Origin of the sequence: Photobacterium sp. CCB-ST2H9 (assembly GCF_023151555.2) — a bacterium.
Classification (GTDB): domain Bacteria; phylum Pseudomonadota; class Gammaproteobacteria; order Enterobacterales; family Vibrionaceae; genus Photobacterium.
Genome location: NZ_CP100425.1, coordinates 842,647 through 863,834 on the forward strand (window position 1 = coordinate 842,647; position 21,188 = coordinate 863,834).

The 21,188-nt window shown below is 51.4% G+C and carries 25 protein-coding genes; 12 read left to right on the forward strand and 13 right to left on the reverse strand.

The window, feature by feature from the left end; genetic code table 11:
• The first annotated feature begins 108 nt into the window (after window positions 1-108).
• From crl to L4174_RS04070, 3 genes are all read left to right on the forward strand, one after another.
• On the forward strand, window positions 109-513 hold the full coding sequence (gene crl, locus L4174_RS04060; RefSeq protein ID WP_248143531.1) for a sigma factor-binding protein Crl: 405 nt from the start codon (window positions 109-111) through the stop codon (window positions 511-513).
• 118 nt (window positions 514-631) lie between these two features.
• Window positions 632-1,792 carry a glutamate 5-kinase gene (proB, locus tag L4174_RS04065; RefSeq protein ID WP_248143532.1) on the forward strand — a complete coding sequence of 387 codons (1,161 nt, stop codon included), beginning with the start codon at window positions 632-634 and terminating at the stop codon, window positions 1,790-1,792.
• Window positions 1,793-1,830: 38 nt separating this feature from the next.
• Window positions 1,831-3,087: a glutamate-5-semialdehyde dehydrogenase gene (locus L4174_RS04070; protein ID WP_248143533.1), complete on the forward strand. Its 1,257-nt coding sequence runs from the start codon at window positions 1,831-1,833 to the stop codon at window positions 3,085-3,087.
• Between the two features lie 42 nt (window positions 3,088-3,129).
• On the opposite strand, the gene L4174_RS04075 is transcribed toward L4174_RS04070, so the two are convergent.
• The 6 genes from L4174_RS04075 to narQ all read right to left on the reverse strand — a co-directional run bounded on the left by L4174_RS04075 (window position 3,130) and on the right by narQ (window position 8,036).
• Window positions 3,130-3,327, reverse strand: a complete 198-nt coding sequence (locus tag L4174_RS04075; RefSeq protein ID WP_248143534.1) for a DUF2897 family protein — start codon at window positions 3,325-3,327, stop codon at window positions 3,130-3,132.
• 1 nt (window position 3,328) lies between these two features.
• Window positions 3,329-4,018 carry a M15 family metallopeptidase gene (locus L4174_RS04080; protein ID WP_248143535.1) on the reverse strand — a complete coding sequence of 230 codons (690 nt, stop codon included), beginning with the start codon at window positions 4,016-4,018 and terminating at the stop codon, window positions 3,329-3,331.
• A complete protein-coding gene (gene dapE, locus L4174_RS04085) occupies window positions 4,015-5,148 on the reverse strand; it encodes a succinyl-diaminopimelate desuccinylase (RefSeq protein WP_248143536.1) in 1,134 nt (377 codons plus the stop codon). The genes L4174_RS04080 and dapE overlap by 4 nt, the downstream gene beginning before the upstream one ends.
• 49 nt (window positions 5,149-5,197) lie before the next feature.
• Entirely contained in the window at window positions 5,198-5,545 is a 348-nt protein-coding gene (locus tag L4174_RS04090) for an ArsC family reductase (protein WP_248143538.1), read from the reverse strand.
• Between the two features lie 122 nt (window positions 5,546-5,667).
• Window positions 5,668-6,306 carry a response regulator gene (locus L4174_RS04095; protein WP_248143539.1) on the reverse strand — a complete coding sequence of 213 codons (639 nt, stop codon included), beginning with the start codon at window positions 6,304-6,306 and terminating at the stop codon, window positions 5,668-5,670.
• A 2-nt stretch (window positions 6,307-6,308) separates the two neighbouring features.
• Entirely contained in the window at window positions 6,309-8,036 is a 1,728-nt protein-coding gene (narQ, locus tag L4174_RS04100) for a nitrate/nitrite two-component system sensor histidine kinase NarQ (protein ID WP_248143540.1), read from the reverse strand.
• A 226-nt stretch (window positions 8,037-8,262) separates the two neighbouring features.
• Between narQ and napF the strand changes: the two genes are divergently transcribed.
• Genes napF through L4174_RS04130 form a run of 6 tightly spaced genes read left to right on the forward strand, consistent with a single transcriptional unit; the run spans window position 8,263 to window position 12,883 of the window.
• Window positions 8,263-8,826, forward strand: coding sequence for a ferredoxin-type protein NapF (gene napF / locus L4174_RS04105; protein WP_371929371.1), 564 nt, complete (start codon window positions 8,263-8,265; stop codon window positions 8,824-8,826).
• Between the two features lie 3 nt (window positions 8,827-8,829).
• Window positions 8,830-9,156: a chaperone NapD gene (locus tag L4174_RS04110; protein WP_248143541.1), complete on the forward strand. Its 327-nt coding sequence runs from the start codon at window positions 8,830-8,832 to the stop codon at window positions 9,154-9,156.
• On the forward strand, window positions 9,153-11,639 hold the full coding sequence (napA, locus tag L4174_RS04115) for a periplasmic nitrate reductase subunit alpha (protein WP_248143542.1): 2,487 nt from the start codon (window positions 9,153-9,155) through the stop codon (window positions 11,637-11,639). The genes L4174_RS04110 and napA overlap by 4 nt, the downstream gene beginning before the upstream one ends.
• An 18-nt stretch (window positions 11,640-11,657) precedes the next feature.
• On the forward strand, window positions 11,658-12,137 hold the full coding sequence (locus tag L4174_RS04120) for a nitrate reductase cytochrome c-type subunit (protein WP_371929392.1): 480 nt from the start codon (window positions 11,658-11,660) through the stop codon (window positions 12,135-12,137).
• A 14-nt stretch (window positions 12,138-12,151) separates the two neighbouring features.
• A complete protein-coding gene (locus L4174_RS04125) occupies window positions 12,152-12,727 on the forward strand; it encodes a NapC/NirT family cytochrome c (protein WP_248143543.1) in 576 nt (191 codons plus the stop codon).
• A gap of 12 nt (window positions 12,728-12,739) precedes the next feature.
• A complete protein-coding gene (locus L4174_RS04130) occupies window positions 12,740-12,883 on the forward strand; it encodes a TIGR02808 family protein (protein ID WP_248143544.1) in 144 nt (47 codons plus the stop codon).
• Here the strand turns inward: L4174_RS04130 and L4174_RS04135 are convergent.
• Entirely contained in the window at window positions 12,880-13,059 is a 180-nt protein-coding gene (locus L4174_RS04135; RefSeq protein ID WP_248143545.1) for a hypothetical protein, read from the reverse strand. The two genes, L4174_RS04130 and L4174_RS04135, sit on opposite strands and share 4 nt — an antisense overlap.
• A gap of 90 nt (window positions 13,060-13,149) precedes the next feature.
• Window positions 13,150-13,491: a DUF2956 domain-containing protein gene (locus tag L4174_RS04140; protein WP_248143547.1), complete on the reverse strand. Its 342-nt coding sequence runs from the start codon at window positions 13,489-13,491 to the stop codon at window positions 13,150-13,152.
• A gap of 389 nt (window positions 13,492-13,880) precedes the next feature.
• Here L4174_RS04140 and L4174_RS04145 point away from each other — a divergent pair, with 389 nt between their 5' ends.
• The 3 genes from L4174_RS04145 to L4174_RS04155 all read left to right on the forward strand — a co-directional run bounded on the left by L4174_RS04145 (window position 13,881) and on the right by L4174_RS04155 (window position 15,906).
• The gene (locus L4174_RS04145) at window positions 13,881-14,324 is read left to right on the forward strand and encodes a DUF2919 domain-containing protein (protein WP_248143548.1); all 444 of its coding nucleotides are present in this window, start codon (window positions 13,881-13,883) and stop codon (window positions 14,322-14,324) included.
• Between the two features lie 19 nt (window positions 14,325-14,343).
• The gene (locus L4174_RS04150; protein ID WP_248143549.1) at window positions 14,344-14,742 is read left to right on the forward strand and encodes a hypothetical protein; all 399 of its coding nucleotides are present in this window, start codon (window positions 14,344-14,346) and stop codon (window positions 14,740-14,742) included.
• 228 nt (window positions 14,743-14,970) lie between these two features.
• Window positions 14,971-15,906: a Dyp-type peroxidase gene (locus L4174_RS04155; protein ID WP_248143550.1), complete on the forward strand. Its 936-nt coding sequence runs from the start codon at window positions 14,971-14,973 to the stop codon at window positions 15,904-15,906.
• Window positions 15,907-15,987: 81 nt separating this feature from the next.
• On the opposite strand, the gene crr is transcribed toward L4174_RS04155, so the two are convergent.
• The 5 genes from crr to cysZ form a co-directional block, all read right to left on the reverse strand.
• Window positions 15,988-16,497, reverse strand: coding sequence for a PTS glucose transporter subunit IIA (gene crr, locus L4174_RS04160; RefSeq protein ID WP_036748389.1), 510 nt, complete (start codon window positions 16,495-16,497; stop codon window positions 15,988-15,990).
• Window positions 16,498-16,537: 40 nt separating this feature from the next.
• Window positions 16,538-18,265: a phosphoenolpyruvate-protein phosphotransferase PtsI gene (gene ptsI / locus L4174_RS04165; RefSeq protein WP_248143551.1), complete on the reverse strand. Its 1,728-nt coding sequence runs from the start codon at window positions 18,263-18,265 to the stop codon at window positions 16,538-16,540.
• Window positions 18,266-18,320: 55 nt separating this feature from the next.
• Entirely contained in the window at window positions 18,321-18,578 is a 258-nt protein-coding gene (locus L4174_RS04170) for an HPr family phosphocarrier protein (protein WP_248143552.1), read from the reverse strand.
• Window positions 18,579-18,897: 319 nt separating this feature from the next.
• A complete protein-coding gene (cysK, locus tag L4174_RS04175; protein WP_248143553.1) occupies window positions 18,898-19,866 on the reverse strand; it encodes a cysteine synthase A in 969 nt (322 codons plus the stop codon).
• A 245-nt stretch (window positions 19,867-20,111) separates the two neighbouring features.
• On the reverse strand, window positions 20,112-20,873 hold the full coding sequence (gene cysZ / locus L4174_RS04180) for a sulfate transporter CysZ (protein ID WP_248143554.1): 762 nt from the start codon (window positions 20,871-20,873) through the stop codon (window positions 20,112-20,114).
• Window positions 20,874-21,188 lie beyond the last annotated feature (315 nt).

Here is a 21,188-nt window from a genome sequence, read left to right on the forward strand (position 1 = left end):
TGTTGCCATTTCTCTGTCGCTGTGTGTTAAATGATAGCGATAGGGGAAACAAGTAGGGTCAACAGACCCTTAGCGCTTTTTGTTGAATACCAGACTAAGGATGGACCTATGCCAACACAAGTCACTTTTCCTTCCCATGGCCGTCTGATGACCAAGCTGACCGCACTTGGTCCTTACCTGCGTCAGCAACAGTCATCTGAAGGACACTTTTTCTTCGATTGCTTAGCCAGCTGCATTAATGCCAAAAAAGCACCGGAAGAGCGTGAGTTCTGGGGATGGTGGCTGGAACTGACCCAAAGTGAGGGCGGGTTCCAGTACCATTACTACTTCGGCCGCTATGATATTCATGGTGATTGGCTGGAAGATAAGGTGCCGGCAAAACATCTGGAGCCGGTACAACAGACACTGGAAGATTTTTACCACAAGCTCAGTACGTTACTGGAACAGGAATACGACCTCCCGATTCATCCGGCCCCGGATCTGTCAGCACCGACTTTATCCGTTTCGGCCTGATTTCCGCATGAAATCCTGAAAAAATAGAAAATGCGTCGACTCAGACGCATTTTTCTTGTGCTTTACGGTCGGGGTTGATAAAACAAATGCCATTCTTCCGCATCCTTTAGTTTTCTTCATGGCAGACAATCACAAATTACAAGCAAGTGAGCACCAGGCTCATCATGCAGCTGAGACTGCATCACAGACCATCGTTGTGAAGTTGGGAACCAGCGTTCTGACGGGGGGCACACTGAGACTCGACCGTGCACATATGGTTGAACTGGTCCGGCAGTGCGCCCATCTTCGCCGACAGGGTCATCAGGTGGTGATTGTGACCTCCGGTGCCATTGCCGCAGGTCGCGAGCATTTAGGTTACCCGGAACTGCCGAAAACCATGGCCAGCAAACAATTGCTGGCTGCCGTGGGTCAGAGTCGTCTGATCCAGGAGTGGGAAAAGCTGTTCAGTATTTACGGACTGCATGTGGGCCAGATGTTGCTGACCCGTGCCGACCTGAACGACAGAGAACGTTATCTGAATGCCCGCGATATGCTGCTGGCACTGCTTGAGAACGATATTATTCCGGTGGTAAATGAGAATGATGCTGTCGCCACCACGGAAATTAAAGTCGGCGATAATGACAATCTATCTGCGCTGGTCGGGATCCTGGCCGGAGCAGACAAGCTATTGTTGCTGACAGACCAGCCCGGACTTTTCACTGCGGATCCGCGCAGCAATCCGGATGCGGAACTGATCCGGGAAGTACATACTATTGATGAAACCCTGCGGAAGCTGGCGGGTGGCAGCGTCGGTGGTCTCGGAACCGGCGGGATGGCGACGAAGTTGCAGGCCGCGGATGTTGCACGTCGTGCCGGAATTGAAGTCATTATTGCTGCGGGCAGCCGTCCGGAAGTGATTGCCGGTATTGTCAATGGTGAGCAGGTCGGAACCCGGTTCCTGCCGCTGGAATCACCACTGGAAAGCCGGAAGCGCTGGATCCTCGCGGGACCGCCACCAGCCGGGGATATCATTGTTGATGCCGGTGCCGCGATGGCGGTGACTCAGCGTGGCAGCAGTTTGCTGGCGAAAGGGATCACTGAGGTCAAAGGCCAGTTTGAGCGGGGTGAAGTGGCGCGGATATACAGTGCCGACGGAATTTTGCTGGCCCGCGGGATCAGTCGCTATTCCAGCCAGGATATTGCGAAAATTGCCGGAAAACACAGTCAGGATATTCATAAAGTGCTGGGCTATGAGTACGGTCCGGTTGCTGTCCACCGGGACGATCTGGTACTCATCTAATACAACAGCACAATCATACGGACCGAGAGGGAAACAGGGTGGAATTGCAAGCAATGGGACAAGCAGCAAAACAGGCTGCTTTTACACTGGCGACAACAGCGACCGCACAGAAAAACCAGGCACTGGCTTTTATTGCGGATGAACTGGAAGCCCGTCAGGCTGAAATCCTGGCTGCCAATGAAAAAGATCTGGCTGCTGCGCGGGAAAGCGGGATGTCAGAAGCGTTACTGGATCGTCTGATGCTGAATGCACCGCGTCTGGGGGCAATTGCCGGTGATGTCCGGAACGTGATTGGATTGCCGGATCCTGTGGGTGCTGAGCTGGACTCCCGGGTGCTGGAAAATGGCATGCGCCTGAGTCGTCGCCGGGTTCCGCTGGGTGTTGTTGGTGTGATTTATGAAGCGCGCCCGAATGTGACCATTGATATTGCAGCGCTTTGTCTGAAAACCGGGAACGCCAGCATTCTGCGCGGCGGTCGTGAAACCTTCCATTCTAATATGGCGCTGGTGAGCGTCATTCAACAGGCACTGGAAAAGGCCGGTTTACCGGCAGCGGCGGTGCAGTACATTGCCAAGCCTGACCGTGAACTGGTGTCTGAGTTGCTCACGATGGATCAATATGTCGATATGATCATTCCGCGTGGTGGTGCCGGTCTGCACAAGATGTGTAAGGAAAAGAGCACGATTCCTGTCATTATCGGCGGCTTTGGAATCAGTCATACTTTTGTGGATCAGTCTGCGGATCTGATCCGTGCACTGGATGTGGTTGAAAATGCAAAAGTTCAGCGTCCGTCAGCCTGTAATGCGCTGGATACGCTGCTGGTGCATGAAGCGGTAGCCCCGGAGTTTTTGCCGAAACTGGCCGCGCGGATGAATCAGAACAAGGTCACACTGGTTGCAGAAGCGCAGGCAATGACTTTGCTGAAAGACCACGCTGATCAGGTGCGTGCAGCTCAGGAAGGCGACTTTGATACTGAATGGCTCAGTTATACGCTGGGGGTGAAAATTGTTCCGGATGTCGACGCGGCGATTCAGCATATGCACGCGCACAATGCCAGCCATTCAGATGCGATTCTGACCAATGACCTGATGTCTGCGGAGCGGTTTATTAATGCAGCGGGTTCAGCGGCGGTCTACGTCAATGCATCCACCCGTTTTACGGATGGGGCGCAGTTTGGTCTGGGCGCTGAAGTTGCGGTGTCGACTCAGAAATTACATGCCCGCGGTCCGATGGGACTGGAAGAACTGACCAGTTACAAATGGGTTGGTCAGGCTGATTACCTCTGCCGGAGCTGATGATTCAGCCACTAAACAGTCATAGCCGGTTTTTGAAACCGGCTATTTTTTTTCTTCATTTTCAGCGGGGTGACCTTTGTGGGTCAGGTTTTCTACTTCCTGCTGTTTTTTCAGTAACTCGCTGGTTTTGTCGTGATGGCCAAATTTCATATTGGCCGTGTATTTAATGGCCGCAATGTTACTGACCACAACACTCACGATGATGATGGTGATGACCCAGGGGTTGAGCAGCCAGTCCATATCAGACCTCACAGATGTTGTTGATGTACTTACTATAAAGCGTATCAAGGTTTGCCAGAATATGCGATTTTCCTGCAACAGGTTGATCGGCAATGACAGTGGCAAGCTGGCTTGGCGTCAGCTGAGTTCTGAGCTGACTGCTGAGTGGAAAATAGCTGATGTGCCAGGGTTCAATGGCGACCCCGCCTAAGTCAGCGGCATAAGGGCGGTAAAACCCGAAACGGTTCATATGCGCTGTCAGCCAGTTGTTGAATCCGGCCTGATGTCCGCCGTCAAGATATTCCCAGGGTTCCAGTTGCAGCGATTCTCCCTGAGGCAGGCAGTTGGCTGCGTAGACATCCAGATCGGTGCCCCAGTGGTGGCGGCTGGCACCGGGCAGGGCAGACCAGCGTAAAATGGCGTGGATCTTTTCCAGTTCAGACAGACAGGCCGGATTAAGCGGCTGACTGTTGTTGTCCAGAATGGGTCGCAGGCCGTTGAACTTGCTGTTCCAGATCAGCAGCTGACGGTCAAAGGAGCGAAATGCACTGGCCAGTTTCAGATCAAATCCAGCCTGAGCGGCCGCCTCTTGCAAGGCGGCCAGTGCATCCTGAATACCAGCGTGAATCTGGCGTCCCTGATACTCACAGAGATGGCTTTCATCCAGCCCGGTGAGTTGCGCCAGCGTTAAATGGGGCAGGCTGAGAGTCATACCAGCGTGTTTTCCAGTACTTTCTGGTACATGTCGGTCAATTTTTCCAGATCGGCAATCTTCACGCATTCGTTGACCTTGTGAATGGTCGCGTTCACAGGACCCAGTTCAACCACCTGCGCACCGGTGCGGGCAATGAAACGGCCATCAGAGGTGCCGCCGGTGGTCAGCAGCTCCGGACGCTGATGGTTCACTTCTTCAATCGCACGGACGACAGCTTCCAGCAGGGTGCCCTTGTCCGTCAGGAACGGCTGGCCGTTGAAGGTCCAGGCCAGATCATATTCCAGACCATGAGCATCCAGTACGGAGTGTATTTTGCGCTGGATGTCTTCGTTGGTCAGCTCCGTGCTGAAACGCAGGTTAAACTGAACCTTGAGTTCTCCGGGGATTACATTGGATGCGCCGGTGCCTGCTGCCATATTGGCAATCTGGAAACTTGTTGGCGGAAAATAATCGTTGCCGTGATCCCAGACTGTGGTTGCCAGTTCTGCCAGCGCAGGCATAGCTCTGTGAACCGGGTTGTCAGCCAGGTGCGGGTAGGCAACATGCCCTTGAACACCTTTCACGACGAGATCACCGGTGATTGAACCGCGGCGGCCATTTTTCACCACATCACCCACTTCATGGGTACTGGACGGTTCACCGACAATACACATGTCGATTTTTTCGTTGCGGGCTTCAAGGGTATCAACAACACGGGTGGTTCCGTTGATAAACGGCCCTTCTTCGTCGGAAGTGATCAGCAACGCAATGGAGCCCTGATGGTCAGGGTGCTCGGCCAGAAAACGTTCAATCGATACGATCATACAGGCCAGTGAGCCTTTCATATCCGCAGCACCGCGGCCGTGCAGATAACCGTCGATAATGGTGGGTTCAAAAGGCGGTGTATGCCACTGTTCAGCCGGACCGGCAGGAACGACGTCAGTATGACCGGCAAAGACAAACAGCGGGGCTTCTGTACCCCGGCGAGCCCAGAGGTTGGTGGTGTCTTCAAACACCATGGTCTCTATCTGAAAGCCCAGTTTTTCCAGTCGGGCGATCATGACATCCTGACACCCTTCGTCTTCCGGGGTGACTGAGGCTCGGCTGATAAGGTCTTTGGTCAGGGCGATCACTGGGCTGTCTGACATCCGTGTTTCCTTCTGTGTTCTTTGGGTTGGGAAAAGTAAATATGGGCAGTTACGCGAAAATGGCCTGATATTGCTCAGGCTTAAAGCCGAGGTGGCAGGTTTGGTTGTGGACCAGCAGCGGGCGTTTGATCATCGCCGGATATTCCAGCATCAGTGCCAGGGCATTCTCCCGGTCCAGGTTGTTTTTCTGCTCATCGGTCAACTGACGGAAAGTGGTGCCGCGCTTGTTCAGCATGGCTTCCCAGCCCAGTTCGGCTTCAAAAGACTCAAGAAGAGTGCGATCCAGACCGTCAACACGGTAGTCATGGAAGTGGTATTCAACGCCCTGGGCATCGAGCCACTTCTTCATTTTTTTGATGGTATCGCAGTTTTTGATCCCGTAGGCAATGGTGCTCATAATCTAACCTGTTTTGTGCATGGCAGTTGTTTTGAAACAAGCCCCTTTTATAACGGGAATGAGAAAGCGACGCAATGGGAAAGCCTGTGTATCCGCCACCGAAGCAGACCTGAGTGCCGGGGCTATTTCTCCTGCGTTTGCAGATAAATGACTGTGGCAGCTGTGCGTGACCCCACCTCCAGTTTTTTGAGCAGGCTTTTGATATGGACCTTCACTGTGGCTTCTGAAATGAAAAGTAGCATGGCGATGTCTTTATTTCGTTTGCCCTGGGCAACCAGATGAAGAATTTCTCTCTCCCTGCCGGTGAGTTCCTGCAGCGGATCGTCGGCCTGAGTGTTGTTTTCCAGATATTGCCTGACCTGCTCGCTGAATACCTGCTGTCCGGTCAGCGCCTGCTGAAGCAGCGCCAGCAATTGTTCCGGTTCGGTATCCTTCAGTAAATATCCGTCTGCACCGGCCTCCAGCAAGGTCCGGATGTCGTTTGGGTTGTCGGAAACCGTCAGGATGACCACGATTGCCTGACAGCCCTGTTCGCGCAGAGCGCGTAAGGTGTCGAGGCCGGACAGCCCTTTCATGTTGAGATCCAGTAATATCAGATCCGGTTCTTGTTCCAGGGCAATATCCAGTGCCTGATAACCATTGCTGGCTTCCCCGGCAAGCTCGAAATCTGGCTCCAGTTCCAGTAACTGACTGAGGCCGCGTCGCATCAGAGGATGATCATCAACAATGACGATCCGGTGGGCCGGTGGGTTGTGCATCATGGTTATCCTGTACTTTGTAAGGCGAATTTCAGTTGAACGCGGCAGCCCTGACCGGCGTCGCTGAGGATGGTCAGTTTTCCGCCGAGACTTTCTGCCCGCTCGTTCATGATCGACATCCCATAGTGGGATGTTTTGCTCTGATCCGGATCGAATCCCTGACCATCATCACTGATCTCGACCAGTACCTGATCGCCCTGCGGGATACAGTCGACCGTGATGGTTGTCGCTTTTGCATGCTTGATGGCATTGAGCACAGCCTCCCGTGTCAGCTGAATCAGGTGAATGTGCTGTGGCGCCGTCAGTTGCAGGGAGGGCAGCTGATTATGCAGCAGAATCGTCGCTGTGGTCTGATTCCGGAGCGGTGCCAACATGTCATTTAAGGCGTCGCTGAGCTTGCCGGGTTTAATCGACAGACGAAATGTATTCAGCAGCTCACGAAGCTGACGGTAAGCCTGAGACAGCCCCTGTTCGAGATCATCAATAATGTTGTTTGCGGCGTCCGGGGATGTGGCCAGCTGACGCTTGAGCAGTGTCAGCTGAATTTTCAGATAGGACAGGGCCTGTGCCAGTGAATCATGCAGTTCACGGGCAATGGTGGCCCTTTCCTCCATCAGGAGTAACTGGTCGCTCTGTGTCTGCGTCTGGTGGGCGTACAGCGCCCGGCTGAGCAAATGGCCGACACTGATGATCAGCGCCGGATCCGGACAGGGCAGGGTGTGTTGCCACCAGAGGGTTCCCAGATGCTGGTCTTCCTGTTTGAGCGCATGCTGATGCCAGCTCTGGCTGTCGTCGGGCTTGCCTGCCTGAAATTCAGTGCGAATCCCGTGGCCCTCTTCGACCACCAGCCGGATGACGGCAAAGCCTTCGAGCTGGATCAGTCTGTCCAGAATCTGACTGAAATGTCTGGCCTGAATCCGGTTTACGGACAGCAACTGCGCGCAGTCGTACAGGGTTTTCAGGGCATTATTGGCTTCTTTCAGGCGATGGGTTTTCTCTTCGACTGTGGTTTCCAGTGCCCGGTAGCTCTGTCCCAGCTCTTGTGCCATATGATTGAAAGCCCGGGCCAGGGTTCCCAGCTCATTTTGGCTGTTTTCATCAACCCGGACCGAGAAATGACGGGCCTGAACCTGTTGGCTGGCGGCAAGCAAGCTCTGCAGTGGCGGCACAATACGGCGTCGGCTGTAGTGAATGGCAAATAATGCCAGCATCAGGATTATCCCCAGCCCCAGACCGGAAATTGCGGCCATGATGTGCAGTTTTTGCTGAGAAAAAGCCTGCAATTCATAGACAAAGTGATCAATGCGATCAACAAACTCGGGCACCTGATGAACAAAGTAATCCGGGGTAGCACCGGTCAGCTGTGGACTGATCCGGCGCCAGTCATCCAGCAGGTTCTGATAGCTTTGCAGCAGATTATCCGGTGTCGTCAGGCTTCTCAGCGAGGTCATGGCTGGTGCATTCAGGGTCTGACTGAAATGGGCAATGTCAGTTTCACGGGCTTGGCCGTCCTGGGCCAGCTGAAAAGCAAGCCGGTAACTCTGCATCCGCAGTGACCCGGCCAGATTCACCATTTCTGCATCATATCGACTGGCATTGACAGCCAGCATGGTGGCGCCTGTTGTCAGAAGCGACAGCAGCACAATCGCGAGCATCACGCGGGCAATAACCCCGGTGACGCTGCCGGCACCGGCACTTTTCAAGGCGGCTTTCGTTGTTGTCTTTCGGTACACCACGGTTCCTTTCTGCTGAATCCCCGACGCCCTGTTTTCGCCGATGTCAGTCATTTTGTGAAGGCTGACAATGTACTTTCTTGATCTCAAACAAGCTTACCCCCGAATTACCCCCTTAGAGGTATATTCTGCTACCAATAACCCTTTTTAAACTAAGTCTATACTTTGACCATCATGTTTTGCATACCCCGGTCAGGCAAAACGGAATAACTGCTGTGATGAATCTATGGCTGATTTAGCTCGACGTTTCTGGCTGAGGCGGGGGAACGCGCCGCAAGCCCCCCGGCTTCCCTGGATGACAGAAGACAAGGTGTTCACAGAACAGTGCACACGCTGCCAGGCGTGCCAGAAAGCCTGTGAGGCCAGCATTATTGTCCAGGGTGACGGCGGTTTTCCTCAGGTTGATTTTCAGCGCGGAGAATGCACGTTTTGCTATCAGTGTGCTGAGGTGTGCCCGGAGCCGTTGTTTCGCCCGCAGGCAGAAGCGCCCTGGCAGGTAAGTGCTGAAATCTCTGAGACCTGTCTGGCATTCAACGGGGTGGAGTGCCGGTCTTGCGGAGAGCAGTGTGAGCCGGTGGCGATTCGTTTTGTATTACAGCAGGGCAAAGTGGCTCAGCCTGTGGTCAGTGCTGCGGATTGTACCGGCTGCGGGGCCTGCGTTTCCGTGTGCCCGGCTCAGGCCATCCAGATTCACTCAGACAGCCTTCATGCAGAAAACCATCATTCAGACAACTATCAATCAGAAAACTATTACCCAGACAACTATCACCCAGACAGCCAGGTGGAATAACAGATGATGAAGCAATTCAGACAAGACGCGGATCCGCGTTTTCAGAAATCACCGTCGGCACCTTCCGGAGAGGTCCATATTTCCAGCTTGGTTGTGCACGTGAAACCAGAAGGCCTGGCCCGGGTGAAAACCCGGATCAATGCCATACCGCAGGCTGAAGTTTACGGGGAAAGCCCGGCAGGCAAGCTGGTGGTAGTACTGGAAACCGCAAATCACAGAGAAGTAACCGACATTATTGATGTCATTCAAGCATTTGAGCATGTGCTGACGACCTTTCTGGTGTTTCACCAGGTTGAGCAGCAGGGACCTGACTTTGAGGATACACCATGAAAATGACCAGAAGGGCGTTTGTGAAAGCAAACGCGGCAGCTTCGGCCGCAGCAGTGGCCGGCATTACCTTACCGGCCTCGGCAACCAACCTGATTGTCAGTTCGGATGAAACCAAGATCCACTGGGACAAAGCCCCCTGCCGTTTTTGCGGGACGGGCTGCTCGGTGCTGGTGGGGACGCAGCAGGGCAAGGTGATTGCGACGCAGGCCGATCCTGAAGCTGAAGTCAACCGCGGCCTGAACTGTATCAAAGGCTATTTCCTGTCAAAAATCATGTATGGCGCCGACCGTTTAACGACACCTTTGCTGCGCATGAAAGATGGCCAATACCACAAAGATGGTGATTTCCAGCCAGTCAGCTGGGATCAGGCCTTCGATATTATGGCTGAAAAATGGAAAACAGCCCTGAAAGCCAAAGGGCCAACCAGTGTCGGGATGTTCGGTTCAGGACAGTGGACGGTGATGGAAGGCTATGCGGCCTCCAAGATGATGAAGGCAGGCTTCCGTTCCAACAACATCGATCCCAATGCTCGCCACTGTATGGCTTCGGCGGTGGTGGGCTTCATGCGGGCGTTCAACATGGACGAACCGATGGGGTGTTATGACGACTTTGAACATGCGGATGCCTTTGTCCTCTGGGGCTCGAACATGGCGGAGATGCACCCGATATTGTGGACCCGGATTACCGACAGGCGTCTGAGCTATCCCCATGTGAAGGTGAACGTGCTGTCGACTTACTATCACCGCTCTTTTGAGCTGGCGGATAACGGTATGATCTTCCATCCGCAGTCCGATCTGGCGATTGCAAACTTTATCGCGAACTACATTATCGAAAACGACGCGGTGAACTGGGATTTCGTCAACAAGCATACTCACTTTAAACGCGCCGACACGGATATCGGTTACGGGCTGCGCGACGAAGATCCGCGGCAGAAGGCGGCTGCGAATCCAAACTCAGGTGCCATGCATGACATGACGTTTGAGGAATATAAGGCCTCTGTCGCGGAATACACGCTGGAGAAAACGATTGAATTGTCCGGTGTGGAGAAAGACAAGCTTCTGGAGCTGGCGAAATATTACGCCGATCCGAATGTGAAAGTGATGTCACTGTGGACCATGGGGATGAACCAGCATACCCGCGGGGTATGGATGAATAATCTGGTTTACAACATCCACCTGCTGACCGGAAAAATCTCACAGCCGGGGAACAGCCCGTTTTCACTGACCGGCCAGCCTTCAGCCTGCGGAACCGCACGGGAAGTTGGTACCTTTGCGCACCGTTTACCGGCGGATCTGGTAGTGATGAATCCGAAACACCGTGCCATCGCAGAGAAAATCTGGAAGCTGCCGGAAGGAACCATCCCGCCGAAGCCCGGATTCCATGCCGTGCTTCAGGATCGCATGCTGCATGACGGCGTTCTGAACGCGTATTGGGTGATGTGTAACAACAATATGCAGGCGGGCCCGAACATCAATCAGGAGCGGTTGCCCGGCTATCGCAATCCGGAGAACTTTATTGTCTGCTCCGACCCGTACCCGACAGCAACTGCGCAGTCGGCTGACCTGGTTCTGCCAACGGCGATGTGGGTTGAGAAAGAAGGTGCCTATGGGAATGCAGAACGCCGGACACAGGCCTGGTACCAGCAGGTTGCTGCGCCCGGAGACGCCAAATCGGATCTGTGGCAGATCATGGAGTTCAGCAAACGTTTCAAAATCGAAGAGGTCTGGGACGAAGCACTGCTGGCAAAAATGCCGGAATACAAAGGCAAAACCATGTACGACGTGTTATTCCGCAACGGCCAGGTAGATCAGTTCCCGCTGGAACAGGCTCAGGCACTGAATGATGACGCCAAAGCACAGGGTTATTATGTGCAGAAGGGTCTGTTTGAGGAATATGCCAGCTTTGGCCGCGGTCATGGTCATGATCTGGCACCATACGATGATTATCACAACGCCCGTGGTTTGCGCTGGCCGGTGGTGGACGGGAAAGAAACCCGCTGGCGGTATGCCGAGGGCTCTGACCCTTATGTACCTGAAGGGAAAGGTTTCTATTTCTACGGACAGCCGGACGGTAAAGCGAACATCATTTTTGCCCCATATGAACAGCCGCCGGAAGTACCGGATGAAGAATACGACATGTGGCTCTGTACCGGCCGGGTGCTGGAGCACTGGCATACCGGCACCATGACCCGTCGTGTTCCAGAGCTTTATAAAGCAGTTCCGGATGCGGTGTGTTACATGCATCCTGATGATGCGCGGAAGCGCAACATTCGCCGGGGAGACGAAGTCCTGCTGACGTCTCGCCGCGGTGAAGTTCGCTGTCGGGTGGATACCCGGGGCCGGAACAGACCGCCGGCAGGACTGGTCTTTGTGCCTTTCTTCGATGCCAGGGTTCTGATTAATAAGCTGGTGCTGGATGCAACGGATCCGTTGTCGAAACAGACCGACTACAAAAAATGCCCGATCAAGATTACCAAGGCGTAAATGGAGCTGCTCATGAAGATTGCGAACAAATTGACTGGCGGGCTGATGGTCCTGTTGCTTGCCTTGGGTGCTGCCCATGCCGCTACTGACACAAATGATGAGCTGGTGGGCGGCAATGGCGGCCTGCATTCGCTGCGGGGGCAGACAGAGATTAAAGATACTTTCCCCGGGGAAAGCTGGAAAAACTATCCGAAGGATGGCAAGCCTATTGACAGCGACTACGTGTATCAGCCGCCTTTGATTCCGCATACGATACGGAATTACGAAGTCTCGCTGAATGCGAATAAATGCTTGTCCTGCCACAGCTGGAAATATGCCAATGAAATGGGGGCGACCAAAATCAGTGTGACTCATTATCGTTCGCCGCGTCAGGGGCAGGTGCTGTCTGATGTATCTCCCAGCCGGTATTTCTGTCTGCAATGCCATGTGCCGCAGGCGGATGCAACGCCCCTGGTCGACAACACCTTCAAGCGTGTTGACGCCCTGGAAGATAAATAACCACGGAGCCAGTTATGAATATCATTAAACGTTTCTGGTGCCGTTTAAAATCGCCGAGCAAGGCTGCGGTAGGGGTGGTGCTTTTTCTGGGCTTTATGGGCGGTCTGCTGTTTTGGGGGGCCTTTAACACCGGGATGGAGGCCACGAACACTGAAGCTTTTTGTTCCGGTTGCCATGCGCCGATTGTGAAAGAAATCCGCTCCACTATTCATTACTCCAACCGTTCCGGGGTGCGGGCGATTTGTTCTGACTGCCATGTGCCTCATGAATGGACGGATAAAATTGTCCGTAAAGTACAGGCTTCCAAAGAACTGTTTGCTTTTGCAATGGGGACAATCAACACCGAAGAGAAGTTTCAGGAAAGGCGGGGACATCTTGCGCATCGCGAGTGGAGCCGGATGAAGAAAAACGACTCAAAAGAATGCCGTAACTGCCACCAGTTTGACTATATGGATTATTCAGAGCAGGGTGAACGTGCGGTAAAACAACACTCTCAGGCGCTGGCAACAGGGGATAAAACCTGCGTGGATTGCCACAAAGGGATTGCGCACCGGTTACCGGATATGAAAGATGTTGAAGGCTGGCAATAAGGAGAAAGGAACATGAGTACGCTGGAATCTGTCATCTGGCATGTATTGGGTTATGCCGCGATGCCTGTGATTATTCTGACCGGCTTCCTTGCCGTGGCTGTGGTGTCATTGTGGCTGCTGTCATTCGGGAAAGACAAATCGACTCACCATTCCTAGGAACTTTCCTGATCCGGCTGCCACCAGCTGAGTGCCAGCTGGATCCCCCAAACGGTATATAGTGGCAGCCATTCAGTCAGGAAATGAGTTTGTTGGGTTGGGCCAGTGAGCCAGATTTCACCCAGGTGAAGCAAAGCGATACTGGTCAATCCCAGCAGGCAGATCATTCGAAACACTCGCCGCTCCATAGATTTATCCTTTCAAAATTTATGGATAAGTATAGATGCAAATGCTAATTATTATCAAGTGTGTGGCGTTGATCTGAATCAGCTGAAATATTGCCAGGCCAAAAAGCCGCACCATGACACAGCTAAAAGCAACCAGGGCAGCGCACTGTGTTTCACGATGATCTGCGGTTCGATGTCGTCACGGACTGCATTGGTGTGACTGGCGGCGGCAACTTTTTCTTTCTGTTGTTTCTTCCGGAACTTGTCCCTCTCCCTGGCCTTGGCTTTTTGCTGTTTCTTATAGAGTTCAATCCCTTTCTGGATGCCCTGGGCGATGAGCTTGGTCTGCTCTTTGGTTTGGCCTGGCTTTTGCGTAGCTCTGGCGATTTGCAGTGCTTCCGACTGAGTCTCTGGGGACGGGCGGTTAGCTGATTTGCTCATAGCGTTCTCATTGACGATGAAAATAACGTGAAGTAAGCAGTTTATCCCGGAATACTTCAAAGCGTAAATTGAGATGATTTGTAGGAATTTTCCTACATTTTGGCTGTCGAACATTCACGGTTGAATGTTTCCATGTGACTGACCAAGACTATCAAGTTGATGAAATATCATCAATTCTCAGGAAAATCGTCTGTCTGTTTGCAGATGGAAAAAACGTCACAGACGAATTGTTTGTTAAGTATACGTAAAATCGTGATCGTGATTGCAGGTTAGGCAAATTATTCGTGCGTGATGACGCAGAACGAACGTCTATGTCTTTGCCTATTGATCCATATCATTTATTGTCGAAAAAAATAAATACGTTGTTCAAAACTCTGAGCGAAGGACAGATGTATTCGATTGATGCTTATGACAGTCATGGCCAGCTGAAACCATCAGGCTTGTTATGGCTGAGCATGCTGTTCAGTGCAAGAGGCTGGGGCGCGTTTGTAATGGCCGGAGCAAGTCAGGCGCAGGGCGCCAATCTGCTTCAGCTGTTTTTTCCCCATACGCAGAATCTTTATCTGCTGATGGGAATCGGTTTGCCGGCTGTGGTTTTAATGTGGCTGTGTGGACTTCGACATAAAAAAAACAAAATAGTGAATGGGCTATGGCGATATGGCAGACCAATTCTGCTGATGACATATGCCCTTGATGTTGTATTGCAAGTGTACCACCTGACGTTAATGAGAGGCGCCTTTAGCTGGCCGGCAGCCGTGACGCTGCTGATATCGCTCTGGCTGATGGCCTATCTGGTACGGAGTTCCCGAGTCAGACATACATTTGCCAATTAGCCTATGGAGAAAGTGTCAGATGAATGATTTTGGGAGAGGGGTGGTGCTGTTTAGTGCCTTACTGAGCCCGCTGGCGATGGCAGACTGGTTGCTGAATGTGAACCTTGAACTGTCCAGTGCCGGTTACCACCAATCAGTAGCGACATCCTTACAGCTGCTGCCAGGTGAAGAAACGGTCATTTTCGGCTCCACTGAAGGAGAGCGCCGTAAGTTTTTCGGCAGTGCTGAATTGCTGGAAGTTTCGGCTGAAGAAGTGAAAATCGCCTTTAAGATACAAGAACAGCTGGATGATGGTGCCTGGCGGGTACTGGCTGCACCGGTAATTTCGACAGGACTTGATACACCGGCTTCATTTGAAACGTGTGAAGACGACGCACTGAACTCAGTGAAACTGCAAGTGGCTGTGATGTCTGCGTAACTCTGTCTCTGTTTGATAAAAGTGTATTTTGATGATTTAAAAGCGCCTTATAAGGCGCTTTTTTGTTTTCTCTTTGATGAAGATTTGAGTGATGAGGCGCAGCCTTCACGAGAGTTAACAATTTTGGATTCGATCTCGTCTTGGCTGTTGATGATCAATATGTTTAACTCAGAAGCGACTATTATCATTTTCTAATCATTGATGTTGCAAAGGCAGAGCGCAGTTTCAATGAGTCGGAAAACAGAACGAGACAATCATGGGAGAATGAAGGTGACGCCACAAAGTGCCATATTACCAGAAGCAGGTCCGTTTTCTTTAGTCTGTGTGTTGAACCTGGTCGGAAACAAGGAAAAGGTTATCCGTCAGTGCCAGGGGCTCCCGGAAATCGCGAAAAAGCTCAACCACCAGCATGTGAGTGCTGATATTCATTTGAGTATGGGGTTTGGGAAAGCGTTCTGGCAGCAATTCGAGTTGGGTTGTCCGGACGATTTTGAAGAATTTATCCCACTGGGAAGTGGTGACGTCACGGCACCGGCGACCGGAGGGGATATTCTGCTGCATATTCATTCGAATCGACATGATTTGAATTTCCATTTGCTGAGCAGCTTTTTACAGCCTATTTCGTCGGAAGTGGAACTGCTGGATGAGACCCATGGTTTTCGTTATCTCGACGCCCGGGATTTGACCGGATTTATTGACGGCACGGAAAATCCGAAAATGCAGGAGGCACGCCGTCAGGTTGCAATTATCCCGGATGGGGAGTTTGCGGGGGGAAGCTTCGTGATGGTCCAGCGTTTTGTCCATCAGCTGCCGGCCTGGCATGCCGTGAACATCGCCCAGCAGGAAAAAATTATCGGGCGGACCAAAGCGGACTCAGTCGAGCTGGATGATGTCCCTGAGAATTCCCATGTGGGCCGTGTTGATCTGAAAGAAAATGGCAAAGGCCTGAAGATTGTCCGTCACAGTCTCCCTTATGGTGCGGTGAGTGGTGAGCATGGTTTGCTGTTCATTGCTTACTGTGCGGAGCAGCGAAATTTCCGTGAAATGCTCAGTAGCATGTATGGTGAGAAAGATAGTCAGACGGATAAGTTACTGGATTTCACCCAGGCCGTGACCGGGGGATACTTCTTTGTGCCGTCTGAAGCAATGCTGAAGCAACTCTGATACTGTTTCGAATGTGATTGACAGAGACAAAAAAGCCGCCTGTTGAGGCGGCTTTTTATGTTTCAGTCTCTCAGGAGAGTCTTACTTCTTGATGCGCAGAACTGGGGTTTCGCCAACAGTCACGGCACCGGACAGTTTGCTCAGCTCTTTGATTTCATCCATGTTAGAAATCACAACCGGGGTCAGCGTAGATTTTGCTTTTTCTTCCAGTACAGCCAGATCAAACTCAATGATAGTGTCACCCACTTTCACGGTTTGGCCTTCTTCTGCGACACGGGTAAAGCCTTCGCCTTTCAGTTCAACAGTATCAATACCGAAGTGTACGAACAGCTCTACACCGTCATCAGACTCGATAGAGAACGCGTGGTTGGTTTCAAAGATCTTACCGATAGTACCGTTAACCGGGGCAACCATTTTGTTACCGGCAGGTTTGATAGCGATGCCATCACCAACGATTTTCTCAGCAAAGACAACATCAGGCACGTCTTCGATATTGACGATTTCGCCTGAAAGTGGGGCGATGATTTCAATCGCGCCTGCTTCATTGGTGTCGTCAGAAACCAGTTTCTTCAATTTGTCAAACAGACCCATAGCGTTGCTCCTAAGCGTTGTTATTCTATCTGCTGCTATCTTAGCAGATGGTTTTTTCTGCGATAAATGTCTCTACGTGTGCTTCGATTTCAGCAGCTGTCGGAAGAGCAAGGGCTTGCTCAGCCATCAGTTTTACATCAGCAAAGTTACTGTTACGAATCACTTTCTTGATACGTGGAATAGAAATCGCACTCATGCTGAACTCATCCAGACCCATACCAAGCAACAGCAGGGTTGCACGTTCATCACCGGCTAACTCACCACACATGCCAGTCCATTTGCCTTCCTTGTGGGAGGCATCAATTACTTGCTTGATGACGGTCAGTACCGCTGGTGACATCGGGTTATACAGATGAGAAATCAGTTCGTTACCACGGTCAACAGCCAGAGTATACTGGGTTAAGTCGTTTGTACCAATGCTAAAGAAGTCAACTTCTTTGGCCAGGTGGTGCGCAATTGCAGCGGCTGCCGGTGTTTCAACCATGACGCCGACTTCAATGCTGTCGTCAAATGCCAGACCTTCTTCACGAAGTTCTGCTTTGTAGGTTTCCAGCTCGTTTTTCAGTTCACGGATTTCTTCAACCGAGATAATCATCGGGAACATGATACGCAATTTACCATGCGCAGATGCTCGCAGAATCGCACGAAGCTGAGCGCGCAGGATGTCACGGCGATCCAGGCTGATACGTACGGCACGCCAGCCCAGGAATGGGTTCATTTCTTTTGGCAGATCCATGTATGGCAGATCTTTATCGCCACCAATGTCCATGGTACGAATAATGACCGCCTGGCCCTGCATGGCTTCCGCCACGTCTTTGTATGCCTGATACTGCTCGTCTTCTGTCGGCAGTGCATCACGGTCCATGAACAGGAACTCGGTGCGGTACAGGCCAACACCTTCACCGCCGTTGCGGTTCACGCCATCACAGTCTTTCACGGTACCAATGTTACCGCAGACTTCGACCTGATGGCCGTCCAGCGTAATAGCAGGCAGGTCTTTCAGTTTGGCCAGTTCATCTTTTTCGGCCTGGAATTCATCGCGAATGGTTTTGAACTTCGCCATTTCACCATCAGTCGGGTTGATGACGATCTGGTTGTTGATCGCATCCAGAACCAGCATGTCGCCGTTCTGTACCTGTTTGGTGATGTCGTTCGTACCCACAATCGCAGGCAGCTCCAGTGAACGTGCCATGATTGAGGTGTGTGAGGTACGGCCACCGATGTCGGTGATAAAACCTAACACATAATTCAGGTTGATCTGTGCTGTTTCAGACGGAGTCAGATCGTTGGCCACCAGAATAACTTCTTCATTGATGGCACTCAGGTTGACGATATTGATACCCAGCGCATTTTTGACGAAACGGTTACCGATATCACGGATATCCGTTGCACGCTCTTTCAGGTATTCATCATCCAGCGATTCCAGCGTCATTGCCTGCTCTTCAATCACTGAATAAATAGCGTAGGCTGCTCTCGCTTTGTTTTCTTTAATGAAGGCTATGATTTCCTCTTCAAGCTCTTCATCTTCGAGCAACATGATGTGGCCTTCAAAGATAGCTTCCTTTTCTTCACCGAAGGTCGCTCTTGCTTTTTCTTTGATAACTTCGAGTTGTTCAGAAGATTTCTGACGCGCATTGAAGAAGCACTCGATTTCTTTTTCGATCTGATCGCCAGAAACCGGTGACTTATCAAGAGTAATCTCTTCTTCCTGCAGTAGCAGCGCTTTACCAAAAGCGATACCAGGAGATGCCAGGATACCTGAAATCATAGCCTTACCTTAAAATTAACAAACAACTAGTAGGGAATTTTTGTACTGCGGCTGATTAGTGCAGTTGATCCATCAGGGCAACCAGGTGGTCAACAGCTTCTTGTGCTTGCGCACCTTCAGCAGAAATAGTTACCACAGTGCCTTTGACCAGGCCCAGTGTTTGCAGTTTGAACAGGCTTTTTGCACTTGCGCTTTTACCGTTAGAAGTAACAGTGATGTCTGCGTCAAAACCTTTTGCTTCTTTCACGAACTGCGCAGCAGGACGAGTGTGTAGGCCGTTTTCTGCAGTAATCTCAACTTGCTTCTGATACATTTTTCACCCCGATTCTTGATATCGTCTAATGTAATAATCACGCAACTGAAGGTAAGCTTAATCCCAATAGCGAAAGCTTGCTAATTTAGGTGTTTAATTTCACATTCATTTACATTGATTTAGTGTTGTTCTGGGTCCCATTCTAAGTGGTTTATCACCCAGCAAACATCGACCAGGTCAATTTTTGCCCCTTTATTTCGATGCTGAAAATAAAAGCGTGGTCGGATTTATATTAAAGGTAAGGTCAAAAAGCAATAAAAAAGCCCCCGTTGGGGGGCTTGACATTAACAATTGCTTATCAAAAATGGCAATTTTGTGATCACTGTTGGGTTTCTTTTTCGGTAAAGATGCCAGCAAACAGTGCAGTCGATAAGTAGCGCTCACCTGAGCTTGGTAGCACAACAACAATGTTCTTTCCTGCGAACTCCGGACGTTCCGCCATGCGGTTGGCAGCAACGACTGCCGCACCGGATGAGATACCAGCCAGGATGCCTTCTTCTTCCATCAGACGGCGAGCCATTTCGATGGCATCTTCAGAGCTGACACGCTCAACTTCGTCGATCAGTGTCAGATCCAGGTTGCCAGGAATGAAACCAGCACCGATACCCTGAATTTTATGCGGGGCCGGTTTGATTTCTTCACCGTTCAGCGCCTGGGTAATGACTGGAGATTCAACCGGCTCAACGGCAACTGTCGTAATGGCTTTTCCTTTCTGCTGCTTAATATAGCGGCTGACGCCAGTCAGCGTACCACCGGTACCGACACCGGAAACGAAAACATCGATTTCACCATCCGTTGCATCCCACAGCTCAGGACCAGTCGTTTTTTCGTGGATTTCAGGGTTTGCCGGGTTGTCAAACTGCTGCAGCAGCAGGTACTTATCCGGATTAGATGCAACGATTTCTTCTGCCTTTTCAATGGCACCTTTCATGCCTTTTGGCGCTTCGGTCAGAACAAGGTTGGCACCCAGTGCTTTGAGTAGTTTACGACGCTCCAGGCTCATACTCTCTGGCATGGTCAGAGTCAGCTTGTACCCACGGGCTGCGGCAACAAATGCCAGAGCAATCCCTGTGTTACCACTGGTTGGTTCTACCAGTTCCACACCTTGTTTCAGGACGCCACGTTTTTCTGCATCCCAGATCATGTTGGCGCCGATACGGCATTTCACACTGAAACTAGGGTTACGGGATTCAACTTTGGCCAGAACATTGCCTTTGCTGACACGGTTCAGGCGAACCAGCGGGGTATTACCAATTGTCAGAGAATTATCTTCGTAAATCTTACTCATGCTTGTCGTTCCTTGGTGACACGTTATCAACAGATGATAGTCCAAGCATAATCGCTGACTGCATATTGAAAAGTAATTTATTGTTATATCTTAGAGTTATAAGAAAAGGTGTGAACCGGGCCACCGATTTTGTCGTCAGGCCGCCAGAGAACGGAATCCGGGCGTTGTCAGAAGAATAAAGAAAGAGGCGGTCAATCCGCCTCTGTTGTTACCGGCATTGCCGGGGATGAAGGATTCTGACGGGGTCAGAGACTCATCATGGGTTTTCGGTAGTGATCCACCCACATGGCGGTCGCACCGCAGACGGCAACCGGCATGACGAACAGGTTCAGAATCGGGGTCATGGTACACAGCATCACCAGGCTGCCAAAACTCAGGGACTTGCCCCGATACTGTTTCAGCGCGTCCCGCATGGTAATAAAAGGAACCTTGTGATTATCGAACGGGTAATCGACATATTGGATGGTCATCATCCAGGCACTGAACAGAAACCACAGTACGGGCCCAAGAGTCTGACCGATTGCAGGGATCCACAGCAAAATGAGCAGCCCGATTGCTTTGGGCAGGTAATATTTGAGTTTGACCCACTCGCGATGCAGGATGCGGGGTAAGTCTTTCAGAATATCTTTCAGCCCGCTGTCCGGTGGTGCTTCACCGGTTAATTTGGCTTCCAGATGCTCAGCCAGAAGCCCATTGAATGGCGCGGCAATCCAGTTTGCGATGGTACTGAAAAAATAAGAGAGCACCACCAGCAGCGCAATTGCCAGCAACGGCCACAGCAGATAAGACAACCAGTCCAGCCAGCCAGGCAAGCCTTCCAGCCAGCTGGTAATCCAGTCATTCAGTCGTGTCAGGACAAAACCAAAAGCAGCGCCAAAAAGCAGTATGTTGACCAGTAAGGGAATGATGACAAAACGGCGGGTTCCCGGCTGCATCGCCAGAGAAACGCCACGGAAAAAATATCCCGCACCGCCGATCGGGGTGGTATTTAAAGCAGTATTTGGCATTGCCAGTCTCCTCAAAAACGATCCTGTTGTCGTGTGTACAGGCGACAGGATATTGATGCAGGCATAGTAACGGTTTCTGTTGGGTGTGATCAATCTGCCGTCATAGACCCGGCAAGCCGCAGATGCCAGTTCATTGATGGAATTTTGTGCTCGGATGCACTATATGACATCAATCACAACTTTGAACTTCTCTTTGGGATTTGAGTTTTGATACATTAGGACAATACCTTCACGAGACAGGCTGTCAGGACAACAAAACAGATCCTGGTTACAGCAAAAATGTCTCAGGTGTGGCACGCTTAGTGGGGTCTGTCC

Excerpts from the sequence above, each read along its gene's own strand:
- cysK (WP_248143553.1), bottom strand. The coding sequence starts at position 19,866 with ATGAGTAAGATTTACGAAGATAATTCTCTGACAATTGGTAATACCCCG.
- napF (WP_371929371.1), top strand. The coding sequence starts at position 8,263 with ATGGCTGATTTAGCTCGACGTTTCTGGCTGAGGCGGGGGAACGCGCCG.
- L4174_RS04140 (WP_248143547.1), bottom strand. The coding sequence starts at position 13,491 with ATGAGCAAATCAGCTAACCGCCCGTCCCCAGAGACTCAGTCGGAAGCA.
- L4174_RS04170 (WP_248143552.1), bottom strand. The coding sequence starts at position 18,578 with ATGTATCAGAAGCAAGTTGAGATTACTGCAGAAAACGGCCTACACACT.
- L4174_RS04095 (WP_248143539.1), bottom strand. The coding sequence starts at position 6,306 with ATGATGCACAACCCACCGGCCCACCGGATCGTCATTGTTGATGATCAT.
- L4174_RS04145 (WP_248143548.1), top strand. The coding sequence starts at position 13,881 with ATGTATTCGATTGATGCTTATGACAGTCATGGCCAGCTGAAACCATCA.
- ptsI (WP_248143551.1), bottom strand. The coding sequence starts at position 18,265 with ATGATTTCAGGTATCCTGGCATCTCCTGGTATCGCTTTTGGTAAAGCG.
- L4174_RS04125 (WP_248143543.1), top strand. The coding sequence starts at position 12,152 with ATGAATATCATTAAACGTTTCTGGTGCCGTTTAAAATCGCCGAGCAAG.
- dapE (WP_248143536.1), bottom strand. The coding sequence starts at position 5,148 with ATGTCAGACAGCCCAGTGATCGCCCTGACCAAAGACCTTATCAGCCGA.
- L4174_RS04090 (WP_248143538.1), bottom strand. The coding sequence starts at position 5,545 with ATGAGCACCATTGCCTACGGGATCAAAAACTGCGATACCATCAAAAAA.
- L4174_RS04075 (WP_248143534.1), bottom strand. The coding sequence starts at position 3,327 with ATGGACTGGCTGCTCAACCCCTGGGTCATCACCATCATCATCGTGAGT.
- crr (WP_036748389.1), bottom strand. The coding sequence starts at position 16,497 with ATGGGTCTGTTTGACAAATTGAAGAAACTGGTTTCTGACGACACCAAT.
- cysZ (WP_248143554.1), bottom strand. The coding sequence starts at position 20,873 with ATGCCAAATACTGCTTTAAATACCACCCCGATCGGCGGTGCGGGATAT.
- napA (WP_248143542.1), top strand. The coding sequence starts at position 9,153 with ATGAAAATGACCAGAAGGGCGTTTGTGAAAGCAAACGCGGCAGCTTCG.
- L4174_RS04110 (WP_248143541.1), top strand. The coding sequence starts at position 8,830 with ATGATGAAGCAATTCAGACAAGACGCGGATCCGCGTTTTCAGAAATCA.
- L4174_RS04155 (WP_248143550.1), top strand. The coding sequence starts at position 14,971 with ATGAGTCGGAAAACAGAACGAGACAATCATGGGAGAATGAAGGTGACG.
- crl (WP_248143531.1), top strand. The coding sequence starts at position 109 with ATGCCAACACAAGTCACTTTTCCTTCCCATGGCCGTCTGATGACCAAG.
- L4174_RS04150 (WP_248143549.1), top strand. The coding sequence starts at position 14,344 with ATGAATGATTTTGGGAGAGGGGTGGTGCTGTTTAGTGCCTTACTGAGC.
- proB (WP_248143532.1), top strand. The coding sequence starts at position 632 with ATGGCAGACAATCACAAATTACAAGCAAGTGAGCACCAGGCTCATCAT.
- L4174_RS04130 (WP_248143544.1), top strand. The coding sequence starts at position 12,740 with ATGAGTACGCTGGAATCTGTCATCTGGCATGTATTGGGTTATGCCGCG.
- L4174_RS04080 (WP_248143535.1), bottom strand. The coding sequence starts at position 4,018 with ATGACTCTCAGCCTGCCCCATTTAACGCTGGCGCAACTCACCGGGCTG.